At 71.9% G+C, this 16,013-nt stretch carries 13 protein-coding genes; 12 read left to right on the top strand and 1 reads right to left on the bottom strand.

The features are described 5' to 3' along the window. The first annotated feature begins 121 nt into the window (after positions 1 to 121). From ACF062_RS06150 to ACF062_RS06140, 3 genes are all read left to right on the top strand, one after another. Positions 122 to 2,197, top strand: a complete 2,076-nt coding sequence (locus tag ACF062_RS06150) for a glycosyltransferase (RefSeq protein ID WP_392136567.1) — start codon at positions 122 to 124, stop codon at positions 2,195 to 2,197. Then, complete coding sequence (locus ACF062_RS06145) at positions 2,194 to 3,438, top strand: acyltransferase (RefSeq protein WP_392136244.1); 1,245 nt, start codon at positions 2,194 to 2,196, stop codon at positions 3,436 to 3,438. Before ACF062_RS06150 ends, ACF062_RS06145 begins: the two co-directional genes overlap by 4 nt. Positions 3,439 to 3,576: 138 nt before the next feature. Then, the gene (locus ACF062_RS06140; RefSeq protein ID WP_392136241.1) at positions 3,577 to 4,179 is read left to right on the top strand and encodes a hypothetical protein; all 603 of its coding nucleotides are present in this window, start codon (positions 3,577 to 3,579) and stop codon (positions 4,177 to 4,179) included. 390 nt (positions 4,180 to 4,569) lie between these two features. Here the strand turns inward: ACF062_RS06140 and ACF062_RS06135 are convergent, their stop codons facing one another. Further along, positions 4,570 to 5,526 carry an EamA family transporter gene (locus ACF062_RS06135; RefSeq protein ID WP_392136239.1) on the bottom strand — a complete coding sequence of 319 codons (957 nt, stop codon included), beginning with the start codon at positions 5,524 to 5,526 and terminating at the stop codon, positions 4,570 to 4,572. Between the two features lie 117 nt (positions 5,527 to 5,643). On the opposite strand from ACF062_RS06135, the gene ACF062_RS06130 reads away from it, so the two are divergent. The 9 genes from ACF062_RS06130 (at position 5,644) to ACF062_RS06090 (ending at position 15,971) form a co-directional block, all read left to right on the top strand. Further along, complete coding sequence (locus ACF062_RS06130) at positions 5,644 to 6,183, top strand: MarR family winged helix-turn-helix transcriptional regulator (protein WP_392136236.1); 540 nt, start codon at positions 5,644 to 5,646, stop codon at positions 6,181 to 6,183. A gap of 164 nt (positions 6,184 to 6,347) precedes the next feature. Then, positions 6,348 to 7,691 (top strand): nitrate/nitrite transporter, encoded by a 1,344-nt coding sequence (locus tag ACF062_RS06125; protein ID WP_392136233.1) that lies wholly within the window; start codon positions 6,348 to 6,350, stop codon positions 7,689 to 7,691. Positions 7,692 to 7,846: 155 nt separating this feature from the next. Continuing rightward, positions 7,847 to 9,001, top strand: coding sequence for a uroporphyrinogen-III synthase (locus ACF062_RS06120; protein WP_223774905.1), 1,155 nt, complete (start codon positions 7,847 to 7,849; stop codon positions 8,999 to 9,001). A 126-nt stretch (positions 9,002 to 9,127) separates the two neighbouring features. Next, complete coding sequence (locus ACF062_RS06115; protein ID WP_392136230.1) at positions 9,128 to 9,715, top strand: CGNR zinc finger domain-containing protein; 588 nt, start codon at positions 9,128 to 9,130, stop codon at positions 9,713 to 9,715. Positions 9,716 to 9,818: 103 nt separating this feature from the next. Further along, positions 9,819 to 10,394, top strand: coding sequence for a sigma-70 family RNA polymerase sigma factor (locus ACF062_RS06110; protein WP_223774903.1), 576 nt, complete (start codon positions 9,819 to 9,821; stop codon positions 10,392 to 10,394). Then, a complete protein-coding gene (locus ACF062_RS06105; RefSeq protein ID WP_392136227.1) occupies positions 10,391 to 11,191 on the top strand; it encodes an anti-sigma factor family protein in 801 nt (266 codons plus the stop codon). The genes ACF062_RS06110 and ACF062_RS06105 overlap by 4 nt, the downstream gene beginning before the upstream one ends. Positions 11,192 to 11,299: 108 nt before the next feature. After that, entirely contained in the window at positions 11,300 to 13,642 is a 2,343-nt protein-coding gene (locus tag ACF062_RS06100) for a HelD family protein (protein ID WP_392136564.1), read from the top strand. A gap of 381 nt (positions 13,643 to 14,023) precedes the next feature. After that, positions 14,024 to 15,457, top strand: a complete 1,434-nt coding sequence (locus ACF062_RS06095) for an NAD-dependent malic enzyme (RefSeq protein ID WP_392136224.1) — start codon at positions 14,024 to 14,026, stop codon at positions 15,455 to 15,457. 232 nt (positions 15,458 to 15,689) lie between these two features. Then, positions 15,690 to 15,971: an HU family DNA-binding protein gene (locus ACF062_RS06090; protein ID WP_016645140.1), complete on the top strand. Its 282-nt coding sequence runs from the start codon at positions 15,690 to 15,692 to the stop codon at positions 15,969 to 15,971. Positions 15,972 to 16,013: the final 42 nt, after the last annotated feature.

Raw genomic sequence — 16,013 nt, 5'->3', positions numbered from 1 at the left:
CGGGGCCGAGCGGCGGACCGGCGGCGGGCGGCGCGGCGAGGCGACGCGCACCGCCCGGCGGCGCAGGCTCCTGTCGCTGCGCCATCTGCTGCCCGCGCTGCTGCTCGGCGCGCTGCTCGCCATGCTGATGCTGCGCGGCTACGTACACAGCGAGATCCTCGCCGACCACCGCGTCAGGCCTGCCGCGCCCACCGACCACGTACCGCGCGAGATCCTGCGCGGCGGCCCCGTCATCGACACCCGCGGCGGGCGTGAGACCACCCTGAGCGTGCCGGACCACCGGCTGGTCCTGACGTTCGACGACGGCCCCGACCCCGAGTGGACCCCCAAGATCCTCGACGTCCTCGGGAAACACCGGGCGCACGGCGTCTTCTTCGTCACCGGCACCATGGCCTCGCGCCATCCCGGCCTCGTGCGGCGCATGGTCGACGAGGGCCACGAGGTCGGCCTGCACACCTTCAACCACCCCGACCTCTCCTACCAGTCCGCCGAGCGCATCGACTGGGAGCTCTCACAGAACCAGCTCGCGCTCGCCGGGGCGGCAGGGATCCGGACCTCCCTCTTCCGGCCCCCGTACTCCTCCTTCTCCCACGCCATGGACGACCGGTCGTACCCGGTGGCCCGGTACATCGGTGCGCGCGGCTACCTCACCGTGGTCAACGACACCGACAGCGAGGACTGGAAGCGCCCCGGCGTCGACGAGATCATCCGCCGCGCCACGCCCGAGGACGGCGCGGGCGCCGTCGTCCTCATGCACGACTCCGGCGGCGACCGTTCGCAGACCGTCGCCGCGCTCGACCGCTTCCTGCCCGAGATGCGGGAGCGGGGCTATACGTTCGGAAACCTCACCGAGGCCCTGGACGCGCCGAGCGCGCACACGCCGGTCAGCGGCGTCGAGCTGTGGAAGGGCAGGTCCTGGGTCTTCCTCGTCGGCGCGGCCGAGCGGATCACCGACTGCCTCGTCGTGGCCCTCGCCGTCGTCGGCGTCCTCGTCTTCACCCGGTTCGGCCTGATGCTGCTGCTCTCGGGCGCGCACGCCCGCCGGGTGCGGCGGCGCGACTTCCGCTGGGGGGCGCCCGTCACCGAGCCCGTCTCGGTCCTGGTGCCCGCGTACAACGAAGCCAAGTGCATCGAGGCCACGGTCCGTTCCCTGATGGCGAGCGACCACCCCATCGAGGTCATCGTCGTCGACGACGGCTCGTCGGACGGCACCGCGGAGCTCGCGGAGGGCCTGGGCCTGCCGAACGTACGCGTCCTGCGCCAGCCCAACGCGGGCAAGCCGGCCGCCCTCAACAGAGGCCTGGCGGGCGCCCGGCACGACATCGTCGTGATGATGGACGGCGACACGGTCTTCGAGGAGTCCACCGTCCGTGAGCTGGCGCAGCCCTTCGGCGACCCGCGCGTCGGCGCCGTCGCGGGCAACGCGAAGGTCGGCAACAGGGACTCGCTCATCGGTGCCTGGCAGCACATCGAGTACGTGATGGGCTTCAACCTCGACCGCCGGATGTACGACGTGCTGCGCTGCATGCCGACCATCCCGGGCGCGGTCGGCGCGTTCCGGCGCTCCGCCCTGGAGCGGGCCGGCGGCATGAGCGACGACACGCTCGCCGAGGACACCGACATCACCATGGCCCTGCACCGCGACGGCTGGCGGGTCGTGTACGCGGAGCGGGCGCGCGCCTGGACCGAGGCCCCGGAGTCCGTCCAGCAGCTCTGGTCCCAGCGCTACCGCTGGTCGTACGGCACGATGCAGGCCATCTGGAAGCACCGCCGCGCCTTCGTCGAGTCCGGCCCCTCCGGACGCTTCGGCCGTGTGGGGCTGCCGCTGGTGTCGCTGTTCATGGTCCTGGCACCGCTTCTCGCCCCGCTCATCGACGTGTTCCTGCTGTACGGCCTGGTCTTCGGCCCGACCCGGAAGACCGTCGCAGCTTGGCTCGGCGTGCTCGCGGTGCAGGGGTTCTGCGCCGCGTACGCCTTCCGGCTCGACCGCGAGCGCATGACCCATCTGATCTCGCTGCCCCTCCAGCAGCTCCTCTACCGGCAGTTGATGTACGTCGTGCTCTTGCAGTCCTGGATCACGGCGCTCACCGGGGGCCGCCTGCGCTGGCAGAAGCTGCGGCGCACGGGAGTGGTGGAGGCGCCCGGCTCCCTTCCTCGACCGCGGACCGACGAGTACGAACGGAGGCCCGTCGCATGAGCCGGAGTCTGCTGATCCCCGAGGCCCCCGCCGCCGCGCGCGAGCCCGGCAGGGACCGCTGTCTCGACGTGCTGCGCTCCCTCGCGCTCGTCCGCGTCGTCGTCTACCACCTCTTCGGCTGGGCGTGGCTGACGATCGCCTTCCCCTCGATGGGCGTGATGTTCGCGCTGGCGGGCTCGCTCATGGCGCGCTCACTGGACCGACCGGCATGGGACGTGATCAAGGGCCGCGTCCGCCGGCTGCTGCCTCCGCTGTGGGTGTTCAGCGCGGTGGTGCTCTCCCTGCTCCTCGCGGGCGGCTGGAACGTCTCCGAGGACCCCGACCACGGCGGCGCCTGGTCCCCGCTGGCTCTGCTCACCTATGTGGTTCCGGTGGGCGCGCCGCCCTTCCCGTGGCATCTGGGCGACGAGGCGGGGCTCCTGGAGGACACCTGGCCGGTGCAGGCGGCGGGGCCGCTGTGGTACCTCCGCGCCTATCTGTGGTTCGTCATCGCCTCGCCCCTTCTGCTGTGGGCGTTCCGCAGGGCGCCGTGGGTAACGCTGTTCGCGCCGCTCGCGCTGACCTCGGTGGTCGGTACGGGTCTTGTCACGATCCCCGGCGAGGTGGGCGACGCGGTCACGGACTTCGCGGTGTACGGCGGCTGCTGGGTCCTCGGCTTCGCCCACCGGAGCGGCCTGCTGGCCCGCGTCCCGCGCTATCTGGCGGTGTCGGCCGCGTCGCTGCTCATGGCCTTCGGCCTGTGGTGGGCGTCGGGTCATCTCGGGCCGGACGGCTGGGACCTGAACGACATCCCGGCGGCGCAGGCGGCCTGGTCCTTCGGCTTCGTCGTCATCCTGCTCCGGTACGCGCCGTCGTGGCCATCGGGTCCATCGGGGCCGCGGCGGCCGGGCAGGTTCGCGAAGTGGGACAGGCTGGTCACGCTCTCCAACAACCGAGCCGTGACGGTCTACCTCTGGCACAACCTCCTGATCACGGCGACGGTGCCGGTCATCGACATGGCGTACGACCTGCCGTTCATGGCGGACGCCCGCTGGGACGCGGCGCTGGACGCCACGTACGGGCTGTGGATGGCCGTGCTGGTCTGGCCGCTGCTGGGCCTGACGATCGTGGCGGTGGGCTGGGTGGAGGACCTGGCGGCGGGGCGGCGGCCGAGGCTGTGGCCGGACGGTGTGGAGGTGTCGCGGAGGAAGGATGGACGTTCTTCGCGGTCTCGGCGGGGGTTCGGCGGCGAAGCGGACTGATTGCCGGAAGGGTCGTGATCGTTCCATTGCATCGCGTGATCGTCGGCGCGGCCGACTCCTAAGCTGGCGGCTCTTCCTGCCGCTCGCACGGGGTGTAACTCCGCTGAGCGGCAGGCCCATCACTGCCAGGAGATCGCTTTGCTCTGCAAGAAGACCGCGCTGCGCTTCGCCGCGCCCGTCGCAGTACTCGCCCTCGCACTGACCGCCTGCGGCGGCGGAGACGACAAGAAGTCGGAGGACAAGCCGAAGGCGGACGCCCCCAAGTCCCCGGCCAAGCCCGCCGAGCCCGCCGCGCTGGCGGCCGGCGAGAGCACCACGGGGAAGGTCAAGGAGGGCGACGCCACCGTCACGTACGACGTCGCCGCGCAGAAGGTCGACGTGGGCACGGAGGCCGAGACCAAGAAGCTGGTCTCGGACCCGAAGCGGGCCAAGGGCCTGGTCGCCGCGGTCGCCCACGTGAAGTACACGCACAAGGCGGGCGCCCCGCTCGCGGACGTCCCGGACGTGGGTGACGGCGCGGAGGTCTACGCCGACGGCACCCGCGGCGGCCTGCTGATCGGCGCCTCCGAGGACGCGCCGGGCTGCGAGGACGAGCTGGAGCTCGAGGGCTGGAAGAAGGGCGAGAGCCACGTCATCTGCCAGACCTACCTGGTGCCCGTCGGCACGAAGGAGCTGGAGGTCCACTGGGCCCCCGAGGACAGCGAGGGCGAGCCGGCCGTGTGGAAGTTCCCGGCGAAGTGACGAAGGACGGCGGGGGGCGGGAAGTGCCGGCCGTCGGCCGCTGAGGGGCGGTCGAGACCCGGCGCCGCGCTCTCAGTGCCCGGCCGTGAAGCGCGAGCGGTGGTGCTCCGGGTGTTCTGTCTCGTTCAGGAGTGCTATCGCCGCGTCCTTGGAGAGGGACGAGGTGCCGTCGGGGGCCACCAGTGGTTCTCCTTGCCGAGGCGGAACCGGCCCGTGCGGGTGCCCGGTTCGAAGAGGGCCGCGTTTCCCGCGTCGCCCGTACGGGGCGTGGCGCCGGGGTGCGGTTCCGTGTGGCGGGCCGCGTCGCGGACCACGGCGGTGGCCTCGTGGCCGCGGGCCTCCTTGCGTTCAGTTCAGTTCGTTCAGTGGAGGTGGGGCGGGCGGGTGCGGTCACCGTCGCTGCGGGCGGCGGAGGTTCTGGCCGAGGAGGACACTCGCCACCACCAGGACCAGACCGCCGACCTGCCAGGGCGTCAGCGTCTGGCCCAGGAGCAGCAGGCCCGCCAGCGTGGCGACGACCGGGTTGGTCAGGCCGAGGAAGGACACCGAGGACGCGGGCAGGCGCTCGATGCCGCGGAACCACAGGGCGTACGCGAGGGCCGTGCCGATGATGCCGAGGTAGGCGTACCCGGCGACGTTGGCCCCGGTGAAGTGGCCGGGCAGGCCCTCGGCGGTCAGGGCGACGGGCGCCAGGACCAGGCCGCCCGCGGTCAGTTGCCATCCCGTGAGCGCGAGCAGCGAGACCCCTTCCGGGCGGCCCCAGCGCTTGCTGAGCACCACGGCCAGGGCCATCAGTGTCGTGGCCGCCAGCATCGCGGTGATCCCGGCGGCGTCGACCGCCGCGCTGCCGCGCAGGACCAGCAGGGCGACGCCGATGACGCCGACGAGGCCCGCGATCAGCGTACGGCGGGTGGGCCGGACCTTCAGGACGCCGATCCCGAAGCCCGCCACGAGCAGCGGCATGACCGCGCTGATCGTCGAGGCGACGCCGCCGGGCAGGTGGTAGGCGCCGAAGAAGAGCAGCGGGAAGAACGCGCCGAAGTTGAGCAGTCCGAGCACGGCCGCCTTCCACCACCAGTCGCCGCGCGGCAGCCGCCGGGTGAGCGCGAGCAGGATCAGCCCGGCGGGCAGGGCGCGCAGGGCAGCGGCGAGCAACGGCCGGTCCGGGGGCAGGAGTTCGGTGGTCGTGACGTAGGTGGTGCCCCAGGTCGCGGGGCCGATGGCGGCTAGCGCGGCGATGCCCGCGGCGGCCTTGGCGGCCTTGGCGGAGTCACGCGGTGTGGTGCTCCCGCCCGGTGTACTCCCACCCTGCGCGGTCGCGGTGCTGACGGACGCGGACACGGACATGACGCTCCCCCTCATGGTTCCCTCAACGCTGTTATTCTCAACGTTGAGGTAAATATGGACCCCAGGTCCGCGAACGTCAAGTATCTGTACGTTGAGAGAACCGGGCAGGGATTGCACATGACCGAGAATCAGCCGCCGACCGGGCCGCGCCCCGACGCCATCGACGAGCTGCGCGGCCAGTGGCGCCGCGAGCGCCCCGACCTCGACCCCGCGCACCTGGACGCGATGGCGCTGGTGGGCCGCATCAAGCGCGCCGACCACCTGCTGAGCAAGGGCATGAAGAAGGTCTTCGTCGAGTACGGCCTGGAGTTCGCGGAGTTCGACGTCCTCGCCACCCTGCGCCGTGTCGGCGCCCCGCACGAGCTGACCGCGGGCGGCCTCCTCAAGACCGCGATGGTGACCTCCGGCGCCATCACCAACCGCCTCGACAAACTCGAACGCAAGGGCCTGATCGAACGCCGCCCCGACCCCACCGACCGCCGCGCCATCCGCGTCCGCCTCACCGAGGCCGGCCGCGAGCTGGTCGACCGCGCGGTCGTCGACCACATCGCCAACGAGGAACGCATGCTGGCGGCGCTGACCCCCGCCGACCGCGAGGCACTCGACCGGGCGCTGAGCCGCCTGCTGGTGTCACTTGGGGACACGCACCTGGGCTGACCCGCCCGCCGCCCTCACCATCCGGCCCCGCCCCCGGTGAGAGCAACGTTCCCCGCCGGTCACTCCCCGCCACAGGGCCGAAACGCGTGATCCCTACCTTCGGAAGCGTCAGCAGTGGGTGTGGATGTGGACGTGGACCAGTGGACTGGCCGTGGAGGCACGCGATGTGGATCGAGCGGTGGGACCCCGAGGACGAGAAGTTCTGGAAGGAGGAGGGAGGGGAGCGGGTCGCCCGGCGGAACCTGGCGTTCTCGGTGCTCTCCGAGCACATCGGGTTCTCCGTGTGGAGCCTGTGGTCCGTGATGGTCCTGTTCATGGGCCCGGAGTACGGGATCGACCCGGCCGGGAAGTTCTTCCTGGTGTCGATGGCGACCCTGGTGGGAGCCGTCGTCCGCGTCCCCTACACCTTCGCCGTCGCCCGCTTCGGCGGGCGTAACTGGACCGTCATCGCCGCCTCCCTCCTGCTCCTGCCGACCGTCGCCGCCTTCCTCGTCATGGAGCCGGGGACCTCGTACACCACCTTCATGGTGTGCGCGCTGCTCACCGGTGTCGGCGGCGGCAACTTCGCCTCCAGCATGACCAACATCAACTCCTTCTTCCCGCTGCGGGAGAAGGGCTGGGCGCTCGGCCTCAACGCCGGGGGCGGCAACATCGGCGTACCCGTCGTGCAGCTCGTCGGGCTCGCCGTCATCGGGGCGAGCGGCGGGCCGCGGGTGGTGCTCGGGATCTACATCCCGCTGATCCTCGTCTCCGTCCTCTGCGCCGCCCGCTACATGGACAGCATCTCGTCCGTGCGCAACGACACGGGGGCCGTCAGAGCCGCCGTCCGGGACGCGCACACGTGGATCATGGCGTTCCTGTACGTGGGGACGTTCGGCTCCTTCATCGGCTACAGCTTCGCCTTCGGCCTCGTGCTCCAGACGCAGTTCGGGCGTACGCCGCTGGAGGCCGCCCAGCTGACCTTCATCGGGCCGCTGCTCGGCTCGCTGATCCGGCCCGTGGGCGGGCGGCTCGCCGACCGGCACGGCGGGGCGCGCATCACCCTCGCCAACTTCGTCGGGATGGGCGCCGCGACCGGTGTCGTCGTGGTCGCCTCGGTCAGGGAGTCGCTGCCGCTGTTCGTCGGCGCCTTCATCGCCCTGTTCGTGCTCACCGGGCTCGGCAACGGATCCACGTACAAGATGATCCCCGGGATCTTCCAGGCCAAGGCCGAGCGCAAGGGGCTGGTGGGGGAGGAGGCCGCGGCGTACGGGCGGCGGCTGTCCGGGGCCTCGATGGGGCTGATCGGGGCGGTCGGCGCGCTCGGCGGGCTCGGCATCAACCTCGCCCTGCGGCAGTCCTTCCAGACCGTGGGGTCGGGCACGGGGGCGTTCGTGGCGTTCCTCGGCTTCTACGGGGTGTGCTCGGTGCTCACCTGGGCCGTATACCTTCGCGGCAAGGCGGTCCGCCGTACGGCCGCCGGGGCCGACGCGGACGTGAAGTCGCAGCTCAGCTACGCCGAGGTGTGACGTAACACGGCGGACATCGTCGTGAACCGGGCCTGTCACGCACCATTGGCAGGCTCGGTCGTCCGCCGCCGGCCACGAGCGGGAAGAATCGAGACGAGACAGCCGGGACGAGACAGCCGAGACGGTCGACGAGACAGCCGAGACGAGACAGACCTATGCACGCGCCCCCATCGAACTCCCCGACAGCGCACGGACCCCTCGCCGGATTCACCGTCGGCGTGACCGCGGCCCGGCGCGCCGACGAGCTCGGCGCGCTGCTCCAGCGGCGCGGCGCGTCGGTGCTGCACGCCCCGGCCCTGCGCATCGTGCCGCTCGCCGACGACAGTGAACTCCTCGCGGCGACCAAGGAACTGATCGACCACGCCCCGGACGTCGTGATCGCCACCACCGCCATCGGGTTCCGCGGCTGGATCGAGGCCGCCGACGGCTGGGGGTACGGCGAGGCGCTGCTCGGCTGCCTGCGCGGGGTCGAGCTGCTCGCCCGCGGCCCGAAGGTGAAGGGCGCGGTGCGTGCCGCCGGGCTCACCGAGGAGTGGTCGCCCTCGTCCGAGTCGATGGCGGAGGTGCTCGACCGGCTGCTCGGCGAGGGCGTCGCCGGGCGCCGCATCGCACTGCAACTGCACGGCGAACCGCTGCCCGGCTTCGTCGAGGCGCTGCGGGCGGCGGGGGCGGAGGTCGTCGGCGTGCCCGTCTACCGGTGGCTGCCGCCGGAGGACCTCGCTCCCGTGGACCGGCTGCTCGACGCGACGGTGGGGCGGGGCGTCGACGCCCTCACGTTCACCAGCGCGCCCGCCGCCGCGTCGCTGCTGGCCCGTGCCGAGGAGCGGGGCATGGTGGAGGAGTTCCTGGCCGCCCTCGGCCATGACGTGCTGCCCGCCTGTGTGGGGCCCGTGACCGCGCTGCCGCTCCAGTCGCGCGGCGTGGACACCGTCCAGCCCGAACGCTTCCGGCTCGGCCCCCTCGTCCAGCTGCTCTGCCAGGAGCTGCCCGCCCGCGCCAGGGCGCTGCCCATCGCCGGGCACCGCGTGGAGATCCGCGGCCATGCCGTCCTGGTCGACGAGGAGCTGCGGGCCGTGCCGCCCGCCGGCATGGCCCTGCTGCGTGCCCTCGCCCGCCGCCCCGGCTGGGTGGTGGCCCGCGCGGAGCTGTTGCGGGCGCTGCCCGGCACGGGCCGCGACGAGCACGCCGTGGAGACGGCCATGGCGCGGCTGCGTACGTCCCTGGGCGCGCCGAAGCTGATCCAGACGGTGGTCAAGCGGGGCTACCGGCTCGCGATCGACCCGGCGGCGGAGTCCAAGTACGCGGAGTGACGCGTGATCTGACGGCTCGTCGGACGTGAGCCGGTGGGAGGGGTTACGGACCCGCCGGGCGGCGTGCACTGTAGGGGGTAGGCGACGGCATTCACTCACCGGTACCCCCAAGGCGGTGACAGGCGCATGGCGTTGGGCATGGCCCCGGCCCCGTACGAGCTGCGATTCGACTCCGGGCGGAGCTGCCTGGACCTCGTGGCGACGAACCACCCCGTGGAACGGCTCGACTCCGTACGCAGGCTGCGTGCCTGGCTCGCGGGCGCCGGTCTCGTCCCGCCGGGCGCCCCGCTGCCCGGCGCGGACCAGGGCTGGCTCACCGCGTTCCGCGAACTGCGGGCTCACGTCGCCGAGTTGGTGCTCGGTGAAATCGAGAAGCGGCCCGCCGACAACGCCCTGGAGCACGTCAACGCGCTGGCCGCGGCCGCACCTCCCGCCCCCCGCGCGGTGCGCACCGCCGACGGCACCCTGGCCCGCGTCCTGCGCGACGACCCGGCCTGCGCGGCACTGCTCGCCGGCGTCGCCAGGGACGCCGTCGACCTGCTCACCGACCCCGTGGCCCGCGCCCTGCTGCGCCAGTGCGAGGGCGACACCTGCCCCATCGTCTACCTCGACACCTCCCGCGGCCACCGCCGCCGCTGGTGCTCAAGCGAGGTCTGCGGCAACCGCGAACGGGTGGCCCGCCACCGCCGCAGGGCAGCGCTCGCCCGGGCGTGAACCGGAGCCGATCCGTGCGGCGTTGAACACCTGGGGCTCCGCGTACGTACCTCCGGCATGAGACCCACCCGACCCGCCCGAAGCGCGGACACCGGAGGCATACGTGCGCAAGGATTCCGCTGTGGCCGATGAACGACCGCGGCCGCCCCGGCACCGTCTCGGGCGGCCGCCGGGGCCGGACGAGGAGTTGATGCGCGCGCTCTACCGCGAGCACGCGGGACCGCTGCTCGCGTACGTGCTGCGGCTGGTCGCGGGGGACCGGCAGCGCGCCGAGGACGTGGTGCAGGAGACGCTCATCCGTGCCTGGAAGAACGCCGGTCAGCTCAACCGGGCGACCGGTTCGGTACGCCCCTGGCTGGTGACGGTCGCCCGGCGCATCGTCATCGACGGCCACCGCAGCCGGCAGGCCCGGCCGCAGGAGGTCGATCCGTCGCCGCTGGAGGTCATCCCCGCGGAGGACGAGATCGACAAGGCACTGTGGCTGATGACGCTCTCCGACGCCCTGGAGGACCTGACTCCCGCGCACCGGGAGGTACTTGTCGAGACGTACTTCAAAGGGCGTACGGTCAACGAGGCGGCCGCGACGCTGGGCATTCCCAGCGGCACGGTCCGCTCACGGGTCTTCTACGCGCTTCGCTCGATGAAGCTCGCACTGGAGGAGCGGGGGGTGAAGGCATGACCGGGTCCTACGACCACCACGGCGCGTGGCGGGACGACACCGTCCACGAGGCCGTCGGCGCCTACGCCCTCGGCGTGCTGGACGAGGCCGAGAGCGCGTGGTTCGAGGCGCACCTCGCGGACTGCGAGCCCTGCGCGCGGCAGTTGGAGGAGTTCTCCGCCGTGGAGCCGATGCTGGCGGCGCTCGCCGGCCTCCCGGGCGGGCGCGGCGCACCGGAGATCGGCGAACGGCTCGCCGCGCGCCCCGGCCCGCGCCTCGCCGACCGCCTGCTCGGCGAGGTGTCGCGCACGCGCGAGCGGCGGCGCAGGCGCGGCCTCTTCCTCGTCGCGGCCGCCGTCGCGCTGATCGTCGGCGGCCCGCTCACCGTCCTCGCGGTGACCGGCGACGACGGCGGCGGCCCGAAGAATCTCGCCGCGGACCCGCACCCCACAAGCCCGGCCGAGGACGCCTTCTTCCATCACATGGACGAGAAGAAGGCGGCCACCGACCCCTCGACCAGGGTCAGCGCCACGGTCGGCACGGAGAAGAAGGCCTGGGGCACCCACGCGGTCCTGGAGCTGAAGAACGTCAAGGGACCGCTCAAGTGCTCCCTCGTCGCCGTCGGCAAGGACGGCACCAAGGAGACGGTCACCAGCTGGTCGGTGCCCAAGTGGGGCTACGGCATCAAGGACAGTCCGGACAAGTGGGCGCGCGGTCCGCTGTACGTCCACGGGGGCGCCGCCATGGACCGCAACGACATCGACCACTTCGAGGTGACGACGTTCGACGGCGAGCGCCTGGTCGAGGTCGACGTGTAGGCGCGGCCAGGTGCACAAGCGCGGTCCCTTTCGCGTACGGTGGACGGCTGCTCAACAGGGGCAGCAGCACGCTCGAAAGGGGCCTCGGTGGCCGACGCCAACGCCGTGATGCCGTCAGGCACACGCGACCGCGAGATCAGTGTCGAACAGGACCATCTCGACCAGGTCTACCGACGTCTCGAGGAGAAGATCCACGAGGCCGAGTTCCTGATGAACGACGCCGCCAAGCGCTCCCAGGTCGGTACGCCGGGCGCGCTCGCCGAGCGCGACGCCCAGGTCTTCCGCGCAGGTGTCCATCTCAACCGGCTCAACAACGAGTTCGAGGACTTCCTCTTCGGCCGCATCGACCTGCTCCAGGGCAAGGACGGCAAGAAGGGTCCCGACGGCGCGTACACGGCCGTGGAGCCCGCCGAAGGCGCGATCACGGAGAAGAACACGGCCGAGATCGCGGAGACGCTGCACATCGGGCGCATCGGCGTCCTCGACGCCGACTACTCCCCGCTCGTCATCGACTGGCGCGCGCCCGCCGCCGCCCCCTTCTACCGGTCGACCCCGGTCGACCCGGGCCGGGTCGTCCGCCGCCGCGTCATCCGCTCCAAGGGGCGCAAGGTCCTCGGCGTGGAGGACGACCTGATGCGCCCGGAGATCACCGCGTATCTGCACGGCGAGAAGCTGCCGGTGATCGGGGACGGCGCGCTGATGGCCGCGCTCGGTCAGGCCCGCAGCCACACCATGCGCGACATCGTGGCGTCCATCCAGGCCGAGCAGGACATGGTGATCCGCGCGCCCGCCGCCTCCGTGACCTACGTGGAGGGCGGCCCCGGCACCGGCAAGACGGCGGTGGCGCTGCACCGCGCCGCCTACCTCCTCTACCAGGACCGCCGCCGTTACGCGGGCGGCATCCTCATCGTCTCCCCGACCCCGCTCCTGGTCGCCTACACCGAGGGCGTCCTGCCCTCCCTCGGCGAGGAGGGCCAGGTGGCGATCCGGGCGGTCGGCTCCCTGGTCGACGGCGTCGAGGCCACGGTCTACGACTCCCCGGCGGTGGCCCGCGTCAAGGGCTCCTCGCGGATGCTCGGCGTGCTGCGCAAGGCGGCGCGGGGCGCACTGGAGGGCGTACAGGGCAGGCAGCCCAAGGCGCCCCGCGACGAGCAGCTGACCTTCGGCGACGATCCGGAGCCGGAGCCCGAGCAGTCCCAGGGCGCCCCCACCCGGCTGCGCGTCGTCGCCTTCGGCCGCCGCCTCGAACTGGACGCCGAGCAGCTGAACCGCATCCGCCGCAACGCCCTCGGCGGGACCGCCCCCGTCAATCTCCTGCGCCCGCGCGCGAGAAAGCTCCTCCTGGACGCCCTCTGGTCGCAGTCCGGGGCCGCGGGCCGCCACTCCGACCCGGAACTCGCCGCCGAGCTGCGCTCCTCCTTCGACGACGACATCACGTCCGAGGACGACTTCATCCGCTTCCTCGACGCCTGGTGGCCGGAGCTGACCCCCCGCGCGGTCCTCGCCGCGATGGGCGACGAGCGGCGCCTCGGCCGCTGGGCCCGCCGCGCCCTGAACCCCGGCGAGATCCGCAAGGTCGCCCGGTCCCTCAAGCGGGACGCCCTGTCCGTGCACGACGTGGCGCTGCTCGACGAGCTCCAGGCGATCCTCGGCACGCCGCACCGGCCCCGCAAGAAGAAGGAGCTCGACCCCCTCGACCTGCTCACGGGCCTCGAAGAGCTGATGCCGCAGCGCGAGGAGTCCCAGCGCGAGCGCGCCGAACGCCTGGCGGCGGAGCGCACCGAGTACGCCCACGTCATCGTCGACGAGGCGCAGGACCTCACCCCCATGCAGTGGCGCATGGTCGGCCGTCGCGGCCGGCACGCCACGTGGACGGTCGTCGGCGACCCGGCGCAGTCCTCGTGGTCCGACCCGGACGAGGCGGCCGAGGCCCGCGACGAGGCGCTCGGCTCGCGCCCCCGCCGCCGCTTCACGCTCACTGTCAACTACCGCAACCCCGCCGAGATCGCCGAGGTGGCCGCGAGGGTCCTGGCGCTCGCGATGCCGGGCGCCCACTCGCCATCGGCGGTCCGCTCGACCGGCGTGGAGCCCCGCTTCGGCGTCGTGCGCGACGGTGACCTCGGCGCGTCGGTGCGCGAGGAGGCGGCCCTGCTCCTGGAGCGGGTGAGCGGCACGGTCGGCGTGGTCGTCGCGATGAACCGCCGCGACCAGGCGGCCCGCTGGCTCGCCGGGCTCGGCGACCGCGTGGTGGCGCTCGGCAGCCTGGAGGCCAAGGGCCTGGAGTACGACGCGACGGTCGTCGTCTCGCCCGCGGAGATCGCCGACGAGTCCCCGGCGGGCCTGCGGGTCCTGTACGTGGCGCTGACGCGCGCGACGCAGCAGCTCACGGTCCTGTCGGGCGAGCGGGACGACCCGGACGCGGACGGCGTGCCGGACCTGCTCCGCGATTAGCCGCGCCGGTGCTCCGCGAGGCAGTTACCGGGACGGGAATTGCCTTACGGGGATCCTTTGTTACCTTGGATGTGGCACCGGCTCGATCCAAGCCCCCGGGCCCAACCTTCGTCGCTACGAGCGACCACTTGCCGCGAGGCGAGCATGGCGGGTCGGTGTCATGAACGGATGAGAGAGGCCCACGTCACCAAGTGACGTGGGCCTCTTTCTGTTTCCTTCAACTTCTCGTATGGTGGAAACAAGTTTCCGAAATCGCGCCGCGGTGCGATGCACCCGCCGGTGAACAAAACGTTCTCAATCCGGGGCGGCTACCACGTACCCGGCGGTAGGTGCGACCATCGGACGGCAAGAGCTACAAGGTGAAAGCAGAGGAAGTCGGCCATGGCAACGGCGCCCAGCGTCTCCTACTCGATGACGGTCCGGCTGGAGGTGCCCGCGAGCGGAACCGCGGTCTCCCAGCTCACCACGGCCGTCGAGTCATCCGGGGGCTCGGTCACCGGCCTCGACGTCACGGCCTCCGGCCACGAGATGCTGCGGATCGACGTGACGATCGCGGCGTCCTCCACCACGCACGCCGACGAGATCGTCGAGCAGCTGCGCACCATCGAGGGCGTCACCCTCGGCAAGGTCTCCGACCGTACGTTCCTGATGCACCTCGGCGGCAAGATCGAGATGGCGTCCAAGCACCCCATCAGGAACCGTGACGACCTCTCCATGATCTACACCCCGGGTGTCGCCCGGGTCTGCATGGCGATCGCCGAGAACCCCGAGGACGCGCGCCGCCTGACCATCAAGCGCAATTCCGTTGCGGTCGTAACGGACGGATCGGCCGTCCTCGGCCTCGGCAACATCGGCCCGAAGGCCGCGCTGCCGGTCATGGAGGGCAAGGCGGCCCTCTTCAAGCGCTTCGCCGGCATCGACGCCTGGCCGCTGTGCCTGGACACCCAGGACACCGACGCCATCGTCGAGATCGTCAAGGCGATCGCCCCGGGCTTCGCGGGCATCAACCTGGAGGACATCTCCGCGCCCCGCTGCTTCGAGATCGAGGCCCGGCTGCGCGAGGCCCTCGACATCCCCGTCTTCCACGACGACCAGCACGGCACCGCGATCGTCGTCCTCGCCGCCCTCACCAACGCGCTGCGTGTAGTGGGCAAGGGAATCGGCGACGTGCGCGTGGTCATGTCCGGCGCCGGCGCGGCCGGCACGGCCATCCTCAAGCTGCTGCTGGCCGCGGGCGTCAAGAACGCCGTGGTGGCCGACATCCACGGCGTCGTGCACGCCGACCGCGAGGACCTGGTCTCCCACGACGTCGACTCGCCGCTGCGCTGGATCGCCGACAACACCAACCCCGAGGGCCTCACGGGCACGCTCAAGGAGGCCGTGGTCGGCGCCGACGTGTTCATCGGCGTCTCGGCTCCGAACGTGCTGAACGGCGACGACGTGGCGGCCATGGCAGACGGCGCCATCGTGTTCGCGCTCGCGAACCCGGACCCCGAGGTCGACCCGGCGATCGCCCGTCAGACGGCGGAGGTCGTGGCCACCGGCCGTTCGGACTTCCCGAACCAGATCAACAACGTCCTGGTCTTCCCCGGCGTCTTCCGCGGCCTGCTCGACGCCCAGTCGCGTACGGTCAACACGGAGATGATGCTGGCCGCCGCGGGCGCCCTCGCCGACGTCGTCGCCGAGGACGAGCTGAACCGGAACTACATCATTCCGAGCGTCTTCAACGACAAGGTCGCGGGTGCCGTGGCCGGTGCCGTGCGCACCGCCGCCAAGGCCGCGGGGGCCTCTGTGACGGGTCCCACGTCCGCCTGACCCTCGGCGCGTCGTGGGCTGTGGGGCCGCAAACGCCCCTTTAGGGTGGCGGACCATGGGCTCTGCGGCCCTTCGGAGGGTGCCGGATTGGCTTTCCCGCCGCAGGTGGGGGCAGGATGCGTAATCGGGCGCGAGGGTCTGACGTAAGACCCGGGTCCGGGGACTGTCCGAGGACCCTGGCAGCATCGGCTTCGATCACGCCTCAACGGCAAAAGAACACGGGAGTACAAACATGAACCGCAGTGAGCTGGTGGCCGCGCTGGCCGACCGCGCCGAGGTGACCCGCAAGGACGCCGACGCCGTGCTGGCCGCGTTCGCCGAGACCGTCGGCGAGATCGTTGCCAAGGGCGACGAGAAGGTCACCATCCCCGGCTTCCTGACCTTCGAGCGCACCCACCGTGCCGCTCGCACCGCCCGTAACCCGCAGACCGGCGAGCCGATCAACATCCCGGCCGGTTACAGCGTCAAGGTTTCGGCTGGTTCCAAGCTGAAGGAAGCGGCCAAGGGGAAGTAACCCCGAGCAGCTGAAAGGGGCGGTCACCCACCGGGTGACCGC

Origin of the sequence: Streptomyces sp. NPDC015345 (assembly GCF_043078805.1) — a bacterium.
Lineage (GTDB): Bacteria > Actinomycetota > Actinomycetes > Streptomycetales > Streptomycetaceae > Streptomyces.
The sequence above is the reverse complement of the archived record's forward strand: the minus strand, read 5'-3'. Positions and strand labels throughout refer to the sequence as shown.